Annotated in this window: 11 protein-coding genes; 5 read left to right on the top strand and 6 right to left on the bottom strand. The window is 75.1% G+C overall.

Annotated features, from left to right (window positions below):
- Window positions 1–122: 122 nt before the first annotated feature.
- Together ACWGKI_RS13485 and ACWGKI_RS13480 are read right to left on the bottom strand one after the other, a co-directional pair.
- Complete coding sequence (locus ACWGKI_RS13485; protein WP_452187628.1) at window positions 123–926, bottom strand: DNA-formamidopyrimidine glycosylase family protein; 804 nt, start codon at window positions 924–926, stop codon at window positions 123–125.
- A 9-nt stretch (window positions 927–935) separates the two neighbouring features.
- Window positions 936–6,011, bottom strand: coding sequence for an Lhr family helicase (locus ACWGKI_RS13480; protein ID WP_452187626.1), 5,076 nt, complete (start codon window positions 6,009–6,011; stop codon window positions 936–938).
- A gap of 86 nt (window positions 6,012–6,097) precedes the next feature.
- On the opposite strand from ACWGKI_RS13480, the gene ACWGKI_RS13475 reads away from it, so the two are divergent.
- The 5 genes from ACWGKI_RS13475 to ACWGKI_RS13455 all read left to right on the top strand — a co-directional run bounded on the left by ACWGKI_RS13475 (window position 6,098) and on the right by ACWGKI_RS13455 (window position 11,597).
- A complete protein-coding gene (locus tag ACWGKI_RS13475; RefSeq protein WP_380242650.1) occupies window positions 6,098–6,331 on the top strand; it encodes a DUF3046 domain-containing protein in 234 nt (77 codons plus the stop codon).
- Window positions 6,332–6,379: 48 nt separating this feature from the next.
- A complete protein-coding gene (locus ACWGKI_RS13470) occupies window positions 6,380–8,530 on the top strand; it encodes an alkaline phosphatase family protein (protein ID WP_452187624.1) in 2,151 nt (716 codons plus the stop codon).
- On the top strand, window positions 8,527–9,468 hold the full coding sequence (locus tag ACWGKI_RS13465) for an MBL fold metallo-hydrolase (protein WP_452187622.1): 942 nt from the start codon (window positions 8,527–8,529) through the stop codon (window positions 9,466–9,468). Before ACWGKI_RS13470 ends, ACWGKI_RS13465 begins: the two co-directional genes overlap by 4 nt.
- Before the next feature lie 157 nt (window positions 9,469–9,625).
- A complete protein-coding gene (gene recA / locus ACWGKI_RS13460) occupies window positions 9,626–10,750 on the top strand; it encodes a recombinase RecA (protein ID WP_452187620.1) in 1,125 nt (374 codons plus the stop codon).
- Between the two features lie 85 nt (window positions 10,751–10,835).
- Entirely contained in the window at window positions 10,836–11,597 is a 762-nt protein-coding gene (locus tag ACWGKI_RS13455) for a regulatory protein RecX (protein WP_452187634.1), read from the top strand.
- Between the two features lie 65 nt (window positions 11,598–11,662).
- On the opposite strand, the gene ACWGKI_RS13450 is transcribed toward ACWGKI_RS13455, so the two are convergent.
- From ACWGKI_RS13450 to ACWGKI_RS13435, 4 genes are all read right to left on the bottom strand, one after another.
- The gene (locus tag ACWGKI_RS13450) at window positions 11,663–12,580 is read right to left on the bottom strand and encodes an amino acid ABC transporter permease (RefSeq protein WP_380242641.1); all 918 of its coding nucleotides are present in this window, start codon (window positions 12,578–12,580) and stop codon (window positions 11,663–11,665) included.
- Window positions 12,577–13,266: an amino acid ABC transporter permease gene (locus tag ACWGKI_RS13445; protein WP_452187618.1), complete on the bottom strand. Its 690-nt coding sequence runs from the start codon at window positions 13,264–13,266 to the stop codon at window positions 12,577–12,579. Before ACWGKI_RS13445 ends, ACWGKI_RS13450 begins: the two co-directional genes overlap by 4 nt.
- A 102-nt stretch (window positions 13,267–13,368) precedes the next feature.
- Complete coding sequence (locus ACWGKI_RS13440; RefSeq protein WP_380242637.1) at window positions 13,369–14,223, bottom strand: glutamate ABC transporter substrate-binding protein; 855 nt, start codon at window positions 14,221–14,223, stop codon at window positions 13,369–13,371.
- A gap of 56 nt (window positions 14,224–14,279) precedes the next feature.
- Window positions 14,280–15,074, bottom strand: coding sequence for an amino acid ABC transporter ATP-binding protein (locus tag ACWGKI_RS13435; RefSeq protein WP_452187615.1), 795 nt, complete (start codon window positions 15,072–15,074; stop codon window positions 14,280–14,282).
- Between the last annotated feature and the right edge of the window lie 122 nt (window positions 15,075–15,196).

Here is a 15,196-nt window from a genome sequence, read left to right as displayed (position 1 = left end):
GGGCTTGGCGGGGGCCCCCCCCCCGGGGGGGCTGAGACTCCGGTGGGCTGACACCCCGCCCCACCCGGCGCCGGGCCGGCCCGCTTCCCCCGGGGCCCCGGCTCCTGTCGTTCCCGGGGCGGTCAGCCGGCCGCCTGGCAGGAGGGACACCAGTAGATGGCGCGCTCCCCGCCGTCGGGGCGCAGCCCGGGACCGGCCGTGCTTCCCAGCGCGACGGGCGTGCGGCAGCGCCGGCAGGGCGCGTGGTGCCGCCCGTGCACCGCGAGCTCGACGGCGCCGAGGCCGCCGCGGCGGCCCACCGCGACGGCGCGAGACATCAGGCGTCGAGCCACGAGGAGCAGCGCCCGGCGGTCGTCGTCGTCGAGGTCGCCCGCCGGGGTCCAGGGCCACCGGCGGGTGGCGAACAGCGACTCGGCGGTCCAGATCGTGCCGAGCCCGGCCACGGTGCGCTGGTCGAGCAGGGCGGCGCACACGGGGCGCGCCGGGGCGACGACGAGTCGCCTGGCTCCCTCGTCGAGCCGGTCCGGAAAGTTGTCGCCCAGGACGTCGGGCCCGAGGTGGCCGAGCAGACGGGGCTCGTCACGGGTGCGCAGCACGTCGAGCATGCCGAGGTGCATGCCCAGGCACGTCCACTGCGCGGTGGCGAGCACCGCGCGGACCGCGGGCGAGCGCCCGGACGCCTCGCGGGTGCCCGTGCGGACCACCCGCCAGTAGCCGTCCATGCGCAGGTGGGTGTGCAGCGTGCGTCCGTCGTCGAGGCGCAGTAGCAGGTGCTTGCCGTACGCGACCGACTCCCGCACCGTGGCGCCCGTGAGGTCGAGCCCCGCTGCGGACGGCCAGCGCAGGTCCGCGCGGACCAGCGGTGAGCCCCGCAGCGCGGTACCGAGCCGGGCGGCGGTCAGCCGGAGCACGTCTCCCTCGGGCACGGGGGCAGCCTAGGCCGGGCGCAGCCCGCGCGGCGTGACGCCGAAGCCGGACTCCAGCAGGGCCGCCACGGCCGGTGTCCGGTCCCGCGCGGCGGCGAGGGCGGGCACGCCGTCGACGCGCTGCACGGTCACGCGTCCCAGGCGGCCGGCGCGGGTCTCGATCGCGAGGAGCCGCCCCGCCGCGGCGAGCCGGGCGGCGTCGCCCGCGTCGCCACGGCCGAAGGACAGCACCGTGCGGCCGCCGCGCTCCACGAAGAGCACCAGCTCGCCGTCGACCAGCACCACCACGGCACCCGCCTTGCGACCCGGGCGATGAGCGGCGGCGACGCCGTCGCCGTCGCCCTGGTCGCCGTTGCCGGCAGCCGTCCCGTCGGCGCCGGCTCTGGTGGCGGCCGGGCCGACGGCTGCGGACCGCCCGGCACGAGGCCACGCCACGGCGGCCCCGTACGGGTTCGCCGGGTCGGTGGCGGCCAGGAGGAGGGCACCCGGCACGGCCTCACCCGCCGCGCCGGGGCCGCCCCGGGCGCCCTCGACGAGCGCGTCGAGGGCACGGTCGCGGTCGGCGGCGTCCGTGCGCAGCTGGTCGACCGCACCCGGCAGCGCGAACTGCGAACCGCCGAGTCCCTCCACGAAGTAGCCCCGTCGGGCGGCTCCGCGTTCCTCGAGCCCCGTCAGCACCCGGTACACGTCCCGGAACCGGGACGTCACGCCCTCCGCGGGCGCCGCCGCGCGGGTCAGGACGCCGTGCCGCTCCAGCAGCACCTGCGTGAGCGCGTGGGCTCGGACCGTCGGGTCCTGCTCCACGGCGGGCAGCGCCGCCCATCGGCCGCCGCCCGCGCGGGGCAGGGCCGCCACGGAGGTCGGCCGGGCCAGCCCGAAGCGCGCGGGACGCACCGGCCTCGCGCGGGCGGGGGCCGCGGGCGCCCGGTGCGCGCCGCCGCCGCGGCGCGCGGAGCCGCCGAGCGACTCCCGCAGCGGACCGAGGCGGTCGTTCGTGACCCAGCCTGCCCACACCAGGTCCCACAGGGCCTCGAGGGTCGCGGTCTGGCTGGCGTCGGCGAGCTCCGCGAGCCGCGGCAGGAAGTAGCCGCCCGAGCCGGTGAGGAGGTCGAGGACCGCTCGGTGCAGGGCGGTGTCGAGCGGCCCGCCCTCCTCGACCGGGTCGGGGTCGCGCAGGGTGAGCGCGGCGCCGTCGGCCAGGTGCAGGCTCACCATGCCGTCGCCCCCGCCCGAGCCGGGGAGGCGCCCGTGCCCGCACCAGAGGACCTCGCCCGCCGTCGTGAGCTCGTCCAGGACGGCGGGGGAGTAGTCCGCCACGCGGGCGGGCAGCACCAGCGTCTCGAGCGCCGAGGCCGGGACGGCCGCCCCGGAGAGCTGCTCCACGGCGCGCAGCACGCCGTCGGCCCCGCGCAGCGCGCCGCCGCCGGACCCGGCGCCGCCCACCCGCACGCCGATGCCGTGCCAGCGCGGCAGGAACACGCCGAGGGCCTCCGGCTCGACCGGTTCCACCTCGGCGCGCAGCGCGGCGAGCGACCGCCGCCGCAGCGTCCGCAGGACCTCCGGGTCGCACCACTCGTCACCCGTGCCGCCCAGCGACGACGGACGCAGCGCCCCGCGCACCACCGTTCCCAGCGCCTCGAGACGCGCAAGGACCTGACCGACCACCGCGATACCGAGCCCGAACCGGCGTGCGACGTCCGCGGCGGGGAACGGCCCGTGCGTGCGCGCATGGCGCCGCACCAGGTCGCCCAGCGGGTCGGCCACCAGCTCCGTGAACGTCTCCGGGACGCCCACGGGCAGGGCCACGCCGAGCGCGTCGCGGAGCCGCCCGGCGTCCTCCACGACCGCCCACTGCTCCGCCCCGCCGCTGCTCCCGCCGAACCGGACGCGGATGACGCGGCGTGACCGCTCCAGCTCCTCGAGCCAGCCGTCGACCAGGTCGCGGGAGTCCGCGCGCGTGCGGTCTTGGAGGGCGGTGAGCGGGTGCGGGCCGGAACGGCGCAGCACGTCCCACAGGCCCTCGGCGTCCCGGGCCTGCCGCTCTGGTGCCAGGGCCCGCAGCTCCGCCTCCGTCCGCTCCACGGCTCCGGGGTCCAGGAGGTCGGCGAGGGGGGTGGCGCCCTGCTCGCCGAGGAGCTCGGTGAGCAGGTCCGGGTCGAGGGACAGCGCGGCCGCGCGTCGCTCCGCGAGGGGGGCGTCGCCGTCGTAGAGGAACTGGGCCGTGTAGCCGAAGAGGAGCGCCTGCGCGAAGGGCGACGGCGTCGCGGTGGTCACCTCGACCAGCCGTACCCGGCCCGCCTGGAGGTCGCCCATGAGCTCCGTCAGGGCCGCCACGTCGAAGTCGTCGCGCAGGCACTCGCGGGCCGCCTCGAGCATGATCGGGAAGTCGGGGTACTGGGACGCCACCTGCAGCAGCTGCGACGCGCGCTGGCGCTGCTGCCAGAGCGGCTGGCGCCGGTCGGGCCGGCGCCGCGGCAGGAGCAGCGCCCGCGCCGCGGCCTCCCGGAAGCGGGCGGCGAACATCACGGAGCCGCCCAGCTCGTCGCGGACCGCGCCGAGCACCTCGTCGGGGTCGACGAGGAGGTCCTCGGCGGTCACGGCGGGTCCGTCGCCGGTGCCCGCGTGCGCCGCGGCCCCGTCGGGCTCGGCGTCCCAGCCCGGCCCGCCGAGGTCCCAGCCCGCGTCGCCCGCGTCGGGCAGCCGCAGCACGATGCCGTCGTCGGCGTGCATCGCCGCGACGTCGGTGCCGTACCGGGCCCGGAGCCGCGCCGCGACCACCAGCGCCCACGGGGCGTGCACGGGCGCGCCGAACGGGGAGTGGATCACCACCCGCCAGTCGCCCAGCTCGTCGCGGAACCGCTCCACCACCACCGTGCGGTCGTCCGGGAGGCGGCCGGTGGCCCGGCGCTGCTCGCCCAGGTACGACGCGAGGTTGTCGGCCGCCCACGTGTCCAGGCCGGCGTCCCGGAGCCCTGCGCGCCCGCGCTCCTCGTCGTCGGCCAGGAGCGCGTCGGTCTCTCGCACGAACGCGCCGACTGCGCGCCCGAGCTCCGCGGGCCGGCCCGGCGAGTCGCCCTTCCAGAACGGCAGCCGTCCCGGCAGCCCGGGCGCTGGGGTGACGAGCACGCGGTCCGGGGTGATCTCCTCGATGCGCCACGTCGAGGAACCGAGGGTGAATGTGTCGCCGACGCGCGACTCGTAGACCATCTCCTCGTCCAGCTCGCCCACCCGCTTGCCGCCGCGGGGGCGGTCGCCGCCCCCTCCGGAGTCGGCCGGCGAGCCGGCGGCGGGCGGCTCGGTGGCCAGGTAGACGCCGTACAGGCCGCGGTCGGGGATGGTGCCGCCGCTGGTCGCGGCGAGCCGCAGGGCGCCGGGACGGCCCGAGAGCCGCCCGGTGGCGCGGTCCCACACGATCCGCGCGCGCAGCTCCGCGAAGTCCTCGCTCGGGTAGCGGCCCGCGAGCATGTCCAGCACGGCCCGCCAGGTCGCGTCGCCCAGGGCGCGGAACGGGTGCGCGCGCCGGAACGCGGCCAGCAGGTCGTCCGCCTGCCAGTCGTCGGTGGCGAGGGCGGCCACCACCTGCTGGGCGAGCACGTCCAGGGGGTTCGCCGGCACGTGCAGGTGCTCGATCTCGCCCGCACGCATGCGCTGCGCGACCACCGTGGCCGGGACGAGGTCGCCGCGGAAGGTGGGGAAGACCACGCCGTGCGACACGGCGCCCACCTGGTGCCCGGCCCGCCCGATGCGCTGCAGCCCGCTCGCGACCGAGGGCGGCGCCCCGACCTGCACCACGAGGTCGACCGCGCCCATGTCGATGCCGAGCTCCAGCGACGACGTGGCGACCACGGCGGGCAGGCGCCCTGCCTTGAGGTCGGACTCGGTGCGGGTCCGCTCGACGCGGCTCATCGACCCGTGGTGGGCGCGCGCGAGCACCTCGGCCGCGCCGTCTCCGGTCGACGGGAGGCCGACGGACGCGCCGGACTGGCCCTGCGTCTGCGCCGGCCACTGCGTGCCGGCGGCAGGCAGCTCGACACCGGTGCGCTCCGCCCAGATCTCGTTCACCCGGGCGGTGAGCCGTTCGGCCCCGCGGCGGGAGTTGGTGAACACCAGCGTGGAGCGGTGCTCCGCGACGAGGTCCACCACGCGCTCCTCGACGTGCGGCCACACGGACGCGCGCCGCAGCGGGGAGGTGGCGCCCCCGGTGAGGTCGAGCTCCTCGTCGCCGAGACCTCCGTCGGCAGGGGTGGCCGCGGGACCCGCGGGCGTCGGGTCGGGCACGCCCTGGGCCGCGTCGAGGTCGGTCAGGTCCGGCACGGGCACGACGACCTCGATGGCCCACTTCTTCGTGGCCGCGGGCTGCACGACCACGACCTCCCGACCGCCGTCGGCGGGCGCACGGTGCCCGGCGAGGAACTCCCCGACCGTCTCGACGGGGCGGACCGTCGCCGACAGCCCGATCCGCTGCGCCGGGCGGTCGAGCTGCTCGTCGAGGCGTTCCAGGCTCAGGGCGAGGTGGGCGCCGCGCTTGGTCCCCGCGACGGCGTGGATCTCGTCCAGGATCACGGTCTGCACGCCCGCCAGCCCAGCTCGTGCCTGGGAGGTGAGCACCAGGAAGAGCGACTCCGGGGTGGTGACCAGCACGTCCGGCGGGCGGGTGGCGAAGGCGCGGCGCTCCGAGGGGGGCGTGTCGCCGGTGCGGGCCCCGACGGTCACGTCCTCGACGGACAGGCCGTCGCGGGCCGCGGCCTGCCGGATGCCGGCGAGCGGGGAGCGCAGGTTGCGCTGCACGTCGGCGGCGAGAGCCTTCAGGGGGGACACGTACAGGACCCGGCAGCGCCGTGCGCGCTCCGGCGGCGGCTCGGTCGTCAGCCGGTCGATCGCCCAGAGGAACGCGGCGAGCGTCTTGCCGGACCCGGTCGGGGCGACGACGAGGGCGTGCCGGTCGGAGCTGATCGCGTCCCATGCCCCGAACTGCGCCGCCGTGGGCGTCTCGAACGCGCCCGAGAACCACGAGCGCGTCGCGGGTCCGAACCGGGCGAGCACGTCGTCGGGGCTGCCGGGCGCGGCGGGCGGGGGGACGACCACCTCGCCATCCTGGCAGGGGGCACCGACACCCTGCAGGACGTGGCGACGGGACCGAGCACGCCCGGGCGCGTGCGAGGCTGGGGGGCGTGCGCTATCGCGAGTTCGCCGAGCTGGTCGACGAGGTCTTCGGACCTGCCTACGGGCGTGCCCTCGTGCGCGAGCAGGTGCTGGTCCGTCTCGACGGGCGCACCCCGGCCGAGGCTCTCGAGGCGGGCGTCGAGCCCCGCGACGTCTGGCACGCGCTCTGCGACGCGCTCGACGTGCCCGAGCCGCAGCGCTGGGGCCGTGACGACCGCCGCCAGGCGCCGCCTCCGCGCTGACCGGCCCGCGCCCGCGCCGTCGTCCGGCCGGCGCGGCATCATGGCGGCATGCGTCGCGCCCGCCCTCCGCTCGTGACGGTGGCGGACGTCCGCGCCGCGCTCTGGTCGCTGGTCTCGACCGCCGCGGGCCTCGGCATCGCGATCGCGGCGGTCGACGGCGTGCACGCCGCCACGCCGTGGTCGGTGCTCCTGGCCGCGTGCGTGGTCGGGGTCGGTGACGTGCTGCTCCGCGCGCCCCTGCGGAGGCTCGCGCGCGCGGGAGGCGCGGTCGGGGCGCTCGTGCTCGGCCTGGGCGCGCAGGTCCTCGTGGTCTGGGCGGCGCTGACGTTCCTGCCGGGCATCACCAGCAGCTCGTGGACGGCAGTCCTCGCGGTCCTGGTGGTGGCGGGCGTGGTGATGGCCTGCGGGCACTGGGTGCTGGGGTCGCGGGACAACGCGTACGTCGTGGGCGACCTGCTGCGCCGGGCCCGGCGCGCCGCCGGCGTCCCGCGCGCCGCGGTGCGCGGCGCTGCCACCGGTGCGGGCGGACCTGACGACCGCCCGCCGGGGGTGCTCGTCGTGCTGCTCGACGGCGTCGCGCGCCCGACGCTCGACCACGCGGTGCAGGCCGGCCTGGCGCCCACCCTCGAGCGGTGGCTCGCGTCGGGCACGCACCGGCTCGAGTCGTGGTGGGCCCGGGTGCCGTGCACCACCCCGGCCAGCACGCTCGGCCTGCTGCACGGCACGTCCGACCAGGTGCCCGCGTTCCGCTGGTGGTCGCGCCGGCTCGGCCGCATGGTCGTGACCAACCGCCCGGCGGACGCCGCCGAGGTCGAGCGGGCGGCGTCCGACGGCCGGGGGCTGCTGGCGGACGGCGGGGTGGCCGTGTCGACCATGTTCTCGGGCGACGCGGCGACGAGCCTGCTGGTGATGAGCCACGCCGCCGAAGGGCTCGGGCCCGGGCAGCTGTTCGTCCGGTTCTTCGCCAGCCCTTTCGTGCTGGTGCGGGCCGTCGTCGGCACGGTCGGCGAGATGCTCAAGGAGCTGTACCAGGGCTGGCAGCAGGTGGCGCGGGGGGTCCGCCCGCGCGTCGCCCGGCGCGGCTGGTACCCGGCGCTGCGCGCGGTGACCAACGTGCTCCTGCGCGACCTGAACACGGCGCTGGTGGCCGAGCAGCTCGTGCGCGGTGCGCCCGTGGTGTGCGTGGACCTCGTGGACTACGACGAGATCGCGCACCACGCGGGGCCGCTGCGCCCCGAGGCGCTGCGCGCCCTCGAGGGCCTCGACCGTGTCGTGGGGCTGTGGGAGGAGATCGCGCGCGGGGCGCCGCGGCGGTACCGGGTCGTCGTCGTGTCCGACCACGGCCAGTCGCTCGGCGCGACCTTCGAGCAGGTGCTCGGGCGGTCCTTCGGCGACGAGGTGCGCCGGCTGATGCGCGAGACGGTGCCGGACGTGGTGCCGGACGTGGTGCCGGACGTGGTGCCGGACGTGGTGCCGGACGGTCCGGCGGGGGACGGCGGGCACGCCGACGTCGAGTCGTGGGGGCCGGCCAACACCGCCCTCCACGCGCTGCGCACGGGCCGGTCGGGCGACGGCAGGGTCCTCGTCGGACCGGACCGCGACGCACGCGACGACGCGCGCGGCGGTGTGCCTCGGAGCAGTGACCCCGCGGCGCGGCCCGAGGTGGCGACCATCGGCTCCGGGAACCTCGGGATGGTCTGGTTCTGCCGCGAGGACCACCGCGTCGGGGCGGGGGAGGTGGCGCGCCGCTGGCCCGCGCTGGTCCCGGGCCTGCTCGCCCTGGGGCCGGTGGGCGTCGTGGTCGTGCACGACGACGACGGGCCCGTCGCCCACGGCCGGGGCGGGACGCACCACCTGAGCTCGGGGCGGGTGACCGGGCGCGACCCGCTGGCCGGGTACGGCTCGCGGGCGCGCGCGGACCTGGCGCGCGTCGCCGGCCTGGAGGACGCGGGCGACCTGGTGGTGCTCTCCGCGGTGGAGCCGATGGGAAGGGTGCACGCCCTCGAAGGCCTGGTGGGCTCGCACGGCGGCCTCGGCGGGGCGCAGAACGAGGCGCTCCTGCTGTACCCGGACGACCTCGCCCTGCCCGACGACGAACGGGAGGACGTCGACGGCACCCGGATGCTCGTGGGAGCCGAGTCGGTGCACCACCGGCTCGTGTCGTGGCTCGCGGACCTCGGCCTGCGGGAGGGCGCGTGAGCGCGGGGGCCGGCGCGCCGGGCGCGTCGCTGCGCGTGACGTGGCTGGGCCACTCGACCGTGGTGCTGGACCTGACCGGCCCGGACGGCCGCACGACGCGCCTGGTGACCGACCCGCTGCTGCGGCGGCACGCCGGTGTCCTGCGCCGCCGCGGTGGGCGCCCGGCCGCGGACGCGTGGCGCGGTGCCGACGCGGCGCTCCTGTCGCACCTGCACCACGACCACGCCGAGCTGGGCTCGCTGCGGCTCCTCGGTGACGTCCCCGTGCTCACCGCACCGGCCAACGCCCGGTGGTTGCGTGCCAAGGGCCTGCGCGGCGTCGGGCTCGACCCGCCCGCCGGCCCGCTCGGCCGTGGCGGCCGAGGGCTCGCGCCGGCGCAGGAGGGCGTGGCGCACGGCGGCGCGTGGCACGACGTGGGCGGCGCCAGCGTCCGGCTCGTCACCGCGGTGCACGGCGACCGACCCATGCCGCACCGCCCGAACGCGGCGACCGGGCACCTGGTGCGCGCCGCGGGAGACCTGGGAGCCGTGGGAGCCGTGGGCGCCGTGGGAGGGCCGACGGTCTGGGCCGTCGGCGACACGGAGCACTTCCCCGGGATCGGCAGGGTGCGGGAGCTGGCCGGGGGCCGCGTCGACGTCGCGCTGGTGCCGGTCTCCGGGTGGGGGCCACGGCTGTCGGGCGGCCATCTGGGGCCGTCGGGGGCTGCCGAGGTGTGCGCCCAGGTACGGCCCCGCGTGGCGATCCCTGTGCACTGGGGCACGCTGCACGTCCCGGGCGGGGAGCACCTGCCGCGGGGGTGGATGGACCACGCCGGGGAGGCGTTCGCCGCGGCGGTGCGCCGGGTGGCGCCGGACGTGCGGGCGGTGGTCCTGCGGCCGGGGGAGTCGTGGCGCGACACGCCCGGCGACGAGGACGTCGTCGAACACGTGTTCGGGTAGAGTCTGCCCCCAGGAGGTCCTCGAACGTCGTCGTCCACATCCGCGACGGGCCGCGCCGACCGTGTCGGTGGCGCCGCGTACGGTCGGCAACAACATGAGCACGCAGCCACGAACGCCGGCGCGCAGCCGCCGCGCCCAGAACGCAAAGGTGACCGACATGCCCGCAACGGCAGACCGCGAGAAGGCACTCGAGGCCGCGCTCGCCCAGATCGACCGCAGCTTCGGCAAGGGCTCGGTCATGCGCCTCGGCGACGAGGGGCGCGCGCCCGTCGAGGTCATCCCCACCGGCTCGATCGCCCTCGACATCGCCCTCGGCATCGGCGGCCTCCCGCGTGGCCGCGTCGTCGAGATCTACGGTCCGGAGTCCTCCGGCAAGACGACGGTCGCGCTGCACGCCGTGGCCAGCGCCCAGCGGGCCGGCGGGATCGCGGCGTTCGTCGACGCCGAGCACGCGCTGGACCCGGAGTACGCCAAGAAGCTCGGCGTCGACACCGACGCGCTGCTGGTCTCGCAGCCGGACACCGGTGAGCAGGCGCTCGAGATCACGGACATGCTGATCCGTTCCGGGGCGCTGGACATCATCGTCATCGACTCCGTCGCGGCGCTCGTGCCGAAGGCCGAGATCGAGGGCGAGATGGGCGACAGCCACGTCGGCCTCCAGGCGCGGCTGATGTCGCAGGCGCTGCGCAAGATCACCGGAGCGCTGAGCGCCTCCGGCACCACGGCCATCTTCATCAACCAGCTCCGCGAGAAGATCGGCGTCTTCTTCGGCTCGCCGGAGACGACCACGGGTGGCAAGGCGCTGAAGTTCTACGCCTCGGTGCGCATGGACATCCGCCGCATCGAGACCCTCAAGGAGGGCACCGACGCGGTCGGCAACCGGACCCGCGTCAAGGTGGTCAAGAACAAGATGGCGCCGCCGTTCAAGCAGGCGGAGTTCGACATCCTGTACGGGGTGGGCATCTCCCGCGAGGGTGGGCTCATCGACATGGGCGTGGAGCACGGCTTCGTGCGCAAGTCCGGCTCGTGGTTCACCTACGAGGGTGACCAGCTCGGACAGGGCAAGGAGAACGCACGGGCGTTCCTGCGCGACAACCCGGACCTGGCGAACGAGATCGAGAAGAAGGTCAAGGAGAAGCTGGGCGTGGGAGCGAAGCTGGACGCCCCGGCAGCGGACCCGGCTGTTCCGGCCGACGGGTCCGGCTCAGCGACGGGCCTGACGATCGACCCGGTGGCGGCTCCCGCCAAGGCCGGCGCCAAGGGCAAGAAGGCCCCGTTCTGATCCGCGGTCTGGCTGGCGGACGCGGCGCTGCCCGCGGGCAGCGCCGCGGTGGCCGGCCCGGCGCGCCGAGGAGGCTCGCGTGACCATGGACGCCCTGGGCGGTCGCGGCGTGGGGAAGCGTCGCGGCCGCCGGCAGGGCGTTCGCCCGCCCGGCGGGGACGGCGCGTGGGACGAGGGACAGGAAGCCGGAGGAACGGGTCTCGGCTGGGCCGAGGACCGCTCTGAGGACGGCGGGACGAAGGGCGATGCCGGCGGTGGTGCGGGTCGCGCGGGCGGGTCGCGTTCGCGACAGCCGCGACGCACCGTGGCCGAGCGTCTGGAGTCGGGCGACCTGAGCCTCGAGGATGCGACGGAGAAGGCGCGCGAGACGCTCTTGCGGATCCTGACCGCAGCACCCAAGAGCCGCGCGGAGCTGGAGCAGTCCCTCGCGCGCAAGGGGTACCCGGAGGCGGTCGTCGCGCCGGTGCTCGACCGGTTCGACGAGGTCGGCCTGGTCGACGACTCCGCCTACGCCGAGATGCTCGTGCGGACCCGGCACGCCGAGCGCGGGCTGGCCCGCCGCGCTCTGGCGATGGAGCTCCGACGCCGGGGGATCGACGAGGAGACGGCCGCCGAGGCGCTGGAGCAGGTGGACGGCGACGACGAGCACGACGCAGCGCTGGCGCTGGCCCGCAAGCACGTCGCGCGCACGCGCGGGCTGGACCGCGACGTGCGCGTGCGGCGCGCCGTCGGCGCCCTCGGCCGCAAGGGGTACGCGCCCGGCGTCGCGTTCGGCGTGGTGCGCGACGCTCTCGCCGACGAGGGCGAGAACGATCTCGACGACGACCTCCCGGTCGGGCTGGACTGACCCGAGCGCTGCCGCACGACCAGGGCCCCGGACGTTCGTGACGTCCGGGGCCCTGGTCGTGCGGGTCAGACTCCGCTGCCGGGGTCACCCGCCACGACGTTGCTGCCGGTGCCGCCGGTGCCGGCCACCGCGACCGGGTTGCCGATGCCGGGTCCGGCGGCGGTCTGGCCGGACGTCCGTCCCTGCAGGAAGCGGGACAGCCACCGTGCCACCGCGGTGAGCGCCCAGTTGATGATGATGAAGATCAGCGCGGCGACCGTCAGCGTCTGCAGGTTGTTGGCGTGGCCGTTGCCGAAGATCTGCGCGGCACGCAACAGCTCGTTGTAGCTGATGATCTGTCCGAGGGCGGAGTCCTTGAGCACCACGACCAGCTGCGAGACGAGCGCCGGCAGCATCGCGATGAGGGCCTGCGGGAGCTGGATGGAGCGCAGGGTCTGTCCGCCGGTGAGCCCGATCGCGAGGCCTGCCTCCGACTGGCCCTTGGGCAGGTTGCCCACGCCGGCGCGCACGAGCTCCGCGATGACCGAGCCGTTGTAGAGCACGAGGGCGACGACCACGGCGAGGAACTGGGGCTCGTCGCCGATCTTGTTGAAGCCGAACAGCAGCCAGAAGAAGATCATCATCAGCAGCACGGGCACCGCGCGGAAGAACTCCACGACGACACCGCTGACCCAGCGGACCGTCCGCGAGCGGGCGAGTCGCCCCGACCCGAGGATGAGACCGAAGATCACCGCCCCGACGATGGCCCAGCCCGCGGCGCGCAGGGTGTTCTGGAGGCCGGGGATGAAGTAGTCCTGCCACGCGCTCGAGGTGAAGATCGGGCTCCACAGGTCGGCGGCGAACTGGCCCTTGTTCGCCAGCGCGACCACGACGAGAGCGGCGATGCCGAGGACGACGAGCGCGCCCACGACGTTCCCCAGGAGGATCAACCGCCGCGCGCGCGGCCCCGGTGCGTCGAACAGCACGGACTGTTGAGAGCTCATCGGCGCACCGCCAGTCGGTTGGAGAGGAAGGTGGTGAGGAGCCCGATGGGGATGACGAGGACCACGAAGCCGAGCGCGAAGACGAAGAAGATCGCGTAGATGTAGTTCGCGTTGCTGTCGATCATCTCCCGCATGAGGGTCGACGTCTCCGTCGAGACGCTCACCGCCGCCGCGACGGTGGAGTTCTTCAGCAGCGCGATGAGCGTGTTGCCCAGCGGGGCGATCGCCCCGCGGAACGCCTGCGGCAGGATGATCAGGCGGGCGGCGGGCAGGAAGGGCAGCCCGATCGCCCGGGCGGCCTCCGCCTGCCCGAGGGGCACCGTGTTCACGCCCGACCGGATCGCCTCGCAGACGAACGCCGCGTGGTAGACGGTGAGGCCGATCACGCCGAACCGGAAGAAGTTCTGTGCGAAGTCGTCGGACAGGTTGATCTGCAGCTGCGTCCAGACGGCCAGGAACAGGAAGGTCATGATCACGGTGAGCGGGGTGTTGCGCAGGACGTTCACGTACGCCGTGCCGGCCCACCGCAGGCTCGCGATGGGGGAGATCCGCATGAGGGCGAGCAGCGTGCCGAGGATGAGCGACCCGATCGCCGCCCAGAACGTCAGCTGGATGTTGACCCAGAACGCGCTCGCGACGGGGTAGTCGCCAAGCAGCGCCCCGAGCTGGGACAGGAAGTCACCCACGGTCTGTCAGCCTCCCGGGGGGTGGTGCGGCAGGGCCGCGGTGGACGGGCGAGGGGAGCGGCGCGGCACGCCGCTCCCCTCGCACGGATCGGTCGGTCGTCGTCAGGCGCAGGGCTCGGGCGTCGGCGGGTTGAGGTCCGCGTTCGGCTTGTAGCCGGTGCCCTCCGTGTTCGAGTCGATCGCCTTCTGCCACGAGCCGTCGTCGATCATCGACGTGATGGCGTCGTTGATGTCCGAGCACTTGTCGCTGTCCTTCGGCAGGCCCACGCCGTACTTCTCCTCGGAGAACGGGTTGCCCACGACCTTGACCTTGCCCTTGTTGGCGGGCTGGGCGGCCAGGCCGGCGAGGATGATGTCGTCCGTGGTGACGGCGTCGACCTGCCCAGCGGTGAGGGCGGTGACGCACTCGACGTAGCTGGGACGCTCGACGAGCTGGACGCCGGTCGCGTACTCGTCCTTGATCCGCTGCGCGGAGGTCGAGCCGGTCACCGAGCAGAGGTTCTTGCCCTCGAGCGACTCGGGGCCGGTGATGTCGGTGTTGTCCGCGGCGACGAGGAGGTCCTGGCCGGCGACGAAGTACGGGCCGGCGAACGCGACCTGCTGCTTGCGCTCGTCGGTGATGGAGTAGGTCGCGAAGATCATGTCGACCTGGCCGGTCTGCAGCATCGTCTCGCGGTTGGCCGACGGCGCCTCGACCCACTGGATCTGGTCCTCGGAGTACCCGAGCTTGTCCGCGACGTAGCGCGCGACGTCGGTGTCGAAGCCGGTGTAGTCGCTGCCGTCCTGATAGCCGAGACCCGGCTGGTCGAACTTGATGCCGATCTTGATGGTGTCGCCACCACCGGAGCCGCCGGTCTCGTCGTCGCCGCTGCCGCCGACGTCACCGCCACCACAGGCGGCGAGCGTGAGCGCGGTCAGTGCGGCGAGCGTCGCGGCACCTACGTGTCGTGTGCGCATCTTTCTTACCCTTCGTCGTTGAGAGGCCGGTTCCGGTCCGGATCCAGCCCGCGGGGTCAGTGAGAGAGGATCTTGGACAGGAAGTCCTTCGCCCGGTCGCTGCGCGGCGCGGTGAAGAACTCCTCGGGCGTGGCCTCCTCGACGATCTGGCCGTCGGCCATGAAGACGACGCGGTTCGCGGCCTTGCGGGCAAAGCCCATCTCGTGCGTGACGACGATCATCGTCATGCCCTCCTTGGCGAGGGCGACCATGACGTCCAGCACCTCGTTGATCATCTCCGGGTCGAGCGCCGACGTCGGCTCGTCGAAGAGCATCACCTTGGGCTTCATGGCGAGCGCCCGCGCGATCGCGACGCGCTGCTGCTGCCCGCCGGAGAGCTGCGCCGGCATCTTCTGGGCCTGGTTCTTCACGCCGACCCGGTCGAGCAGCTGCAGGGCACGCTCCTTCGCGGCGGACGACCGCTCCTTGCGGACCTTCACCGGCCCGAGCATGACGTTCTCGAGGATCGTCTTGTGGGCGAAGAGGTTGAAGGACTGGAACACCATGCCGACGTCGGCACGCAGCTTGGCGAGGGCCCGGCCCTCCTCGGGCAGCGGCTGCCCGTCGATGCGGACCTCGCCCGAGTCGATGGTCTCGAGGCGGTTGATCGCGCGGCACAGCGTGGACTTGCCGGAGCCGGACGGACCGATCACGACCAGGACCTCGCCACGGTGCACCGTGAGGTCGATGTCCCGCAGCACGTGCAGGTCGCCGAAGTGCTTGTTGACGCCCTTGAGCTCGACGAGGGGGGCCTCGAGGGTGGACGACTCCCCCGCGGGGTCGGTCGTCGTGGTCGCGCCGTCGTGATCCATCTCTCGAACCTATCCACTCGGTGTTTCCGCGACCAGCACCGGTCAGTGTGGTTCCGCAACGGTTCCGTAACGTTGCGGGCGCGGGCGGGCGTGCAGGCCCGGGTCCGGCGCCGACGACCGCG

Source organism: Isoptericola sp. NPDC055881 (assembly GCF_053615895.1).
This window is presented reverse-complemented; position numbering and strand designations above follow the sequence as displayed.

Bases quoted from the DNA above. Each gene is read 5' to 3' on its own strand.
- ACWGKI_RS13440 (WP_380242637.1), bottom strand. From the start codon at position 14,223: ATGCGCACACGACACGTAGGTGCCGCGACGCTCGCCGCACTGACCGCG.
- recA (WP_452187620.1), top strand. From the start codon at position 9,626: ATGCCCGCAACGGCAGACCGCGAGAAGGCACTCGAGGCCGCGCTCGCC.
- ACWGKI_RS13450 (WP_380242641.1), bottom strand. From the start codon at position 12,580: ATGAGCTCTCAACAGTCCGTGCTGTTCGACGCACCGGGGCCGCGCGCG.
- ACWGKI_RS13455 (WP_452187634.1), top strand. From the start codon at position 10,836: ATGGACGCCCTGGGCGGTCGCGGCGTGGGGAAGCGTCGCGGCCGCCGG.
- ACWGKI_RS13435 (WP_452187615.1), bottom strand. From the start codon at position 15,074: ATGGATCACGACGGCGCGACCACGACGACCGACCCCGCGGGGGAGTCG.
- ACWGKI_RS13470 (WP_452187624.1), top strand. From the start codon at position 6,380: ATGCGTCGCGCCCGCCCTCCGCTCGTGACGGTGGCGGACGTCCGCGCC.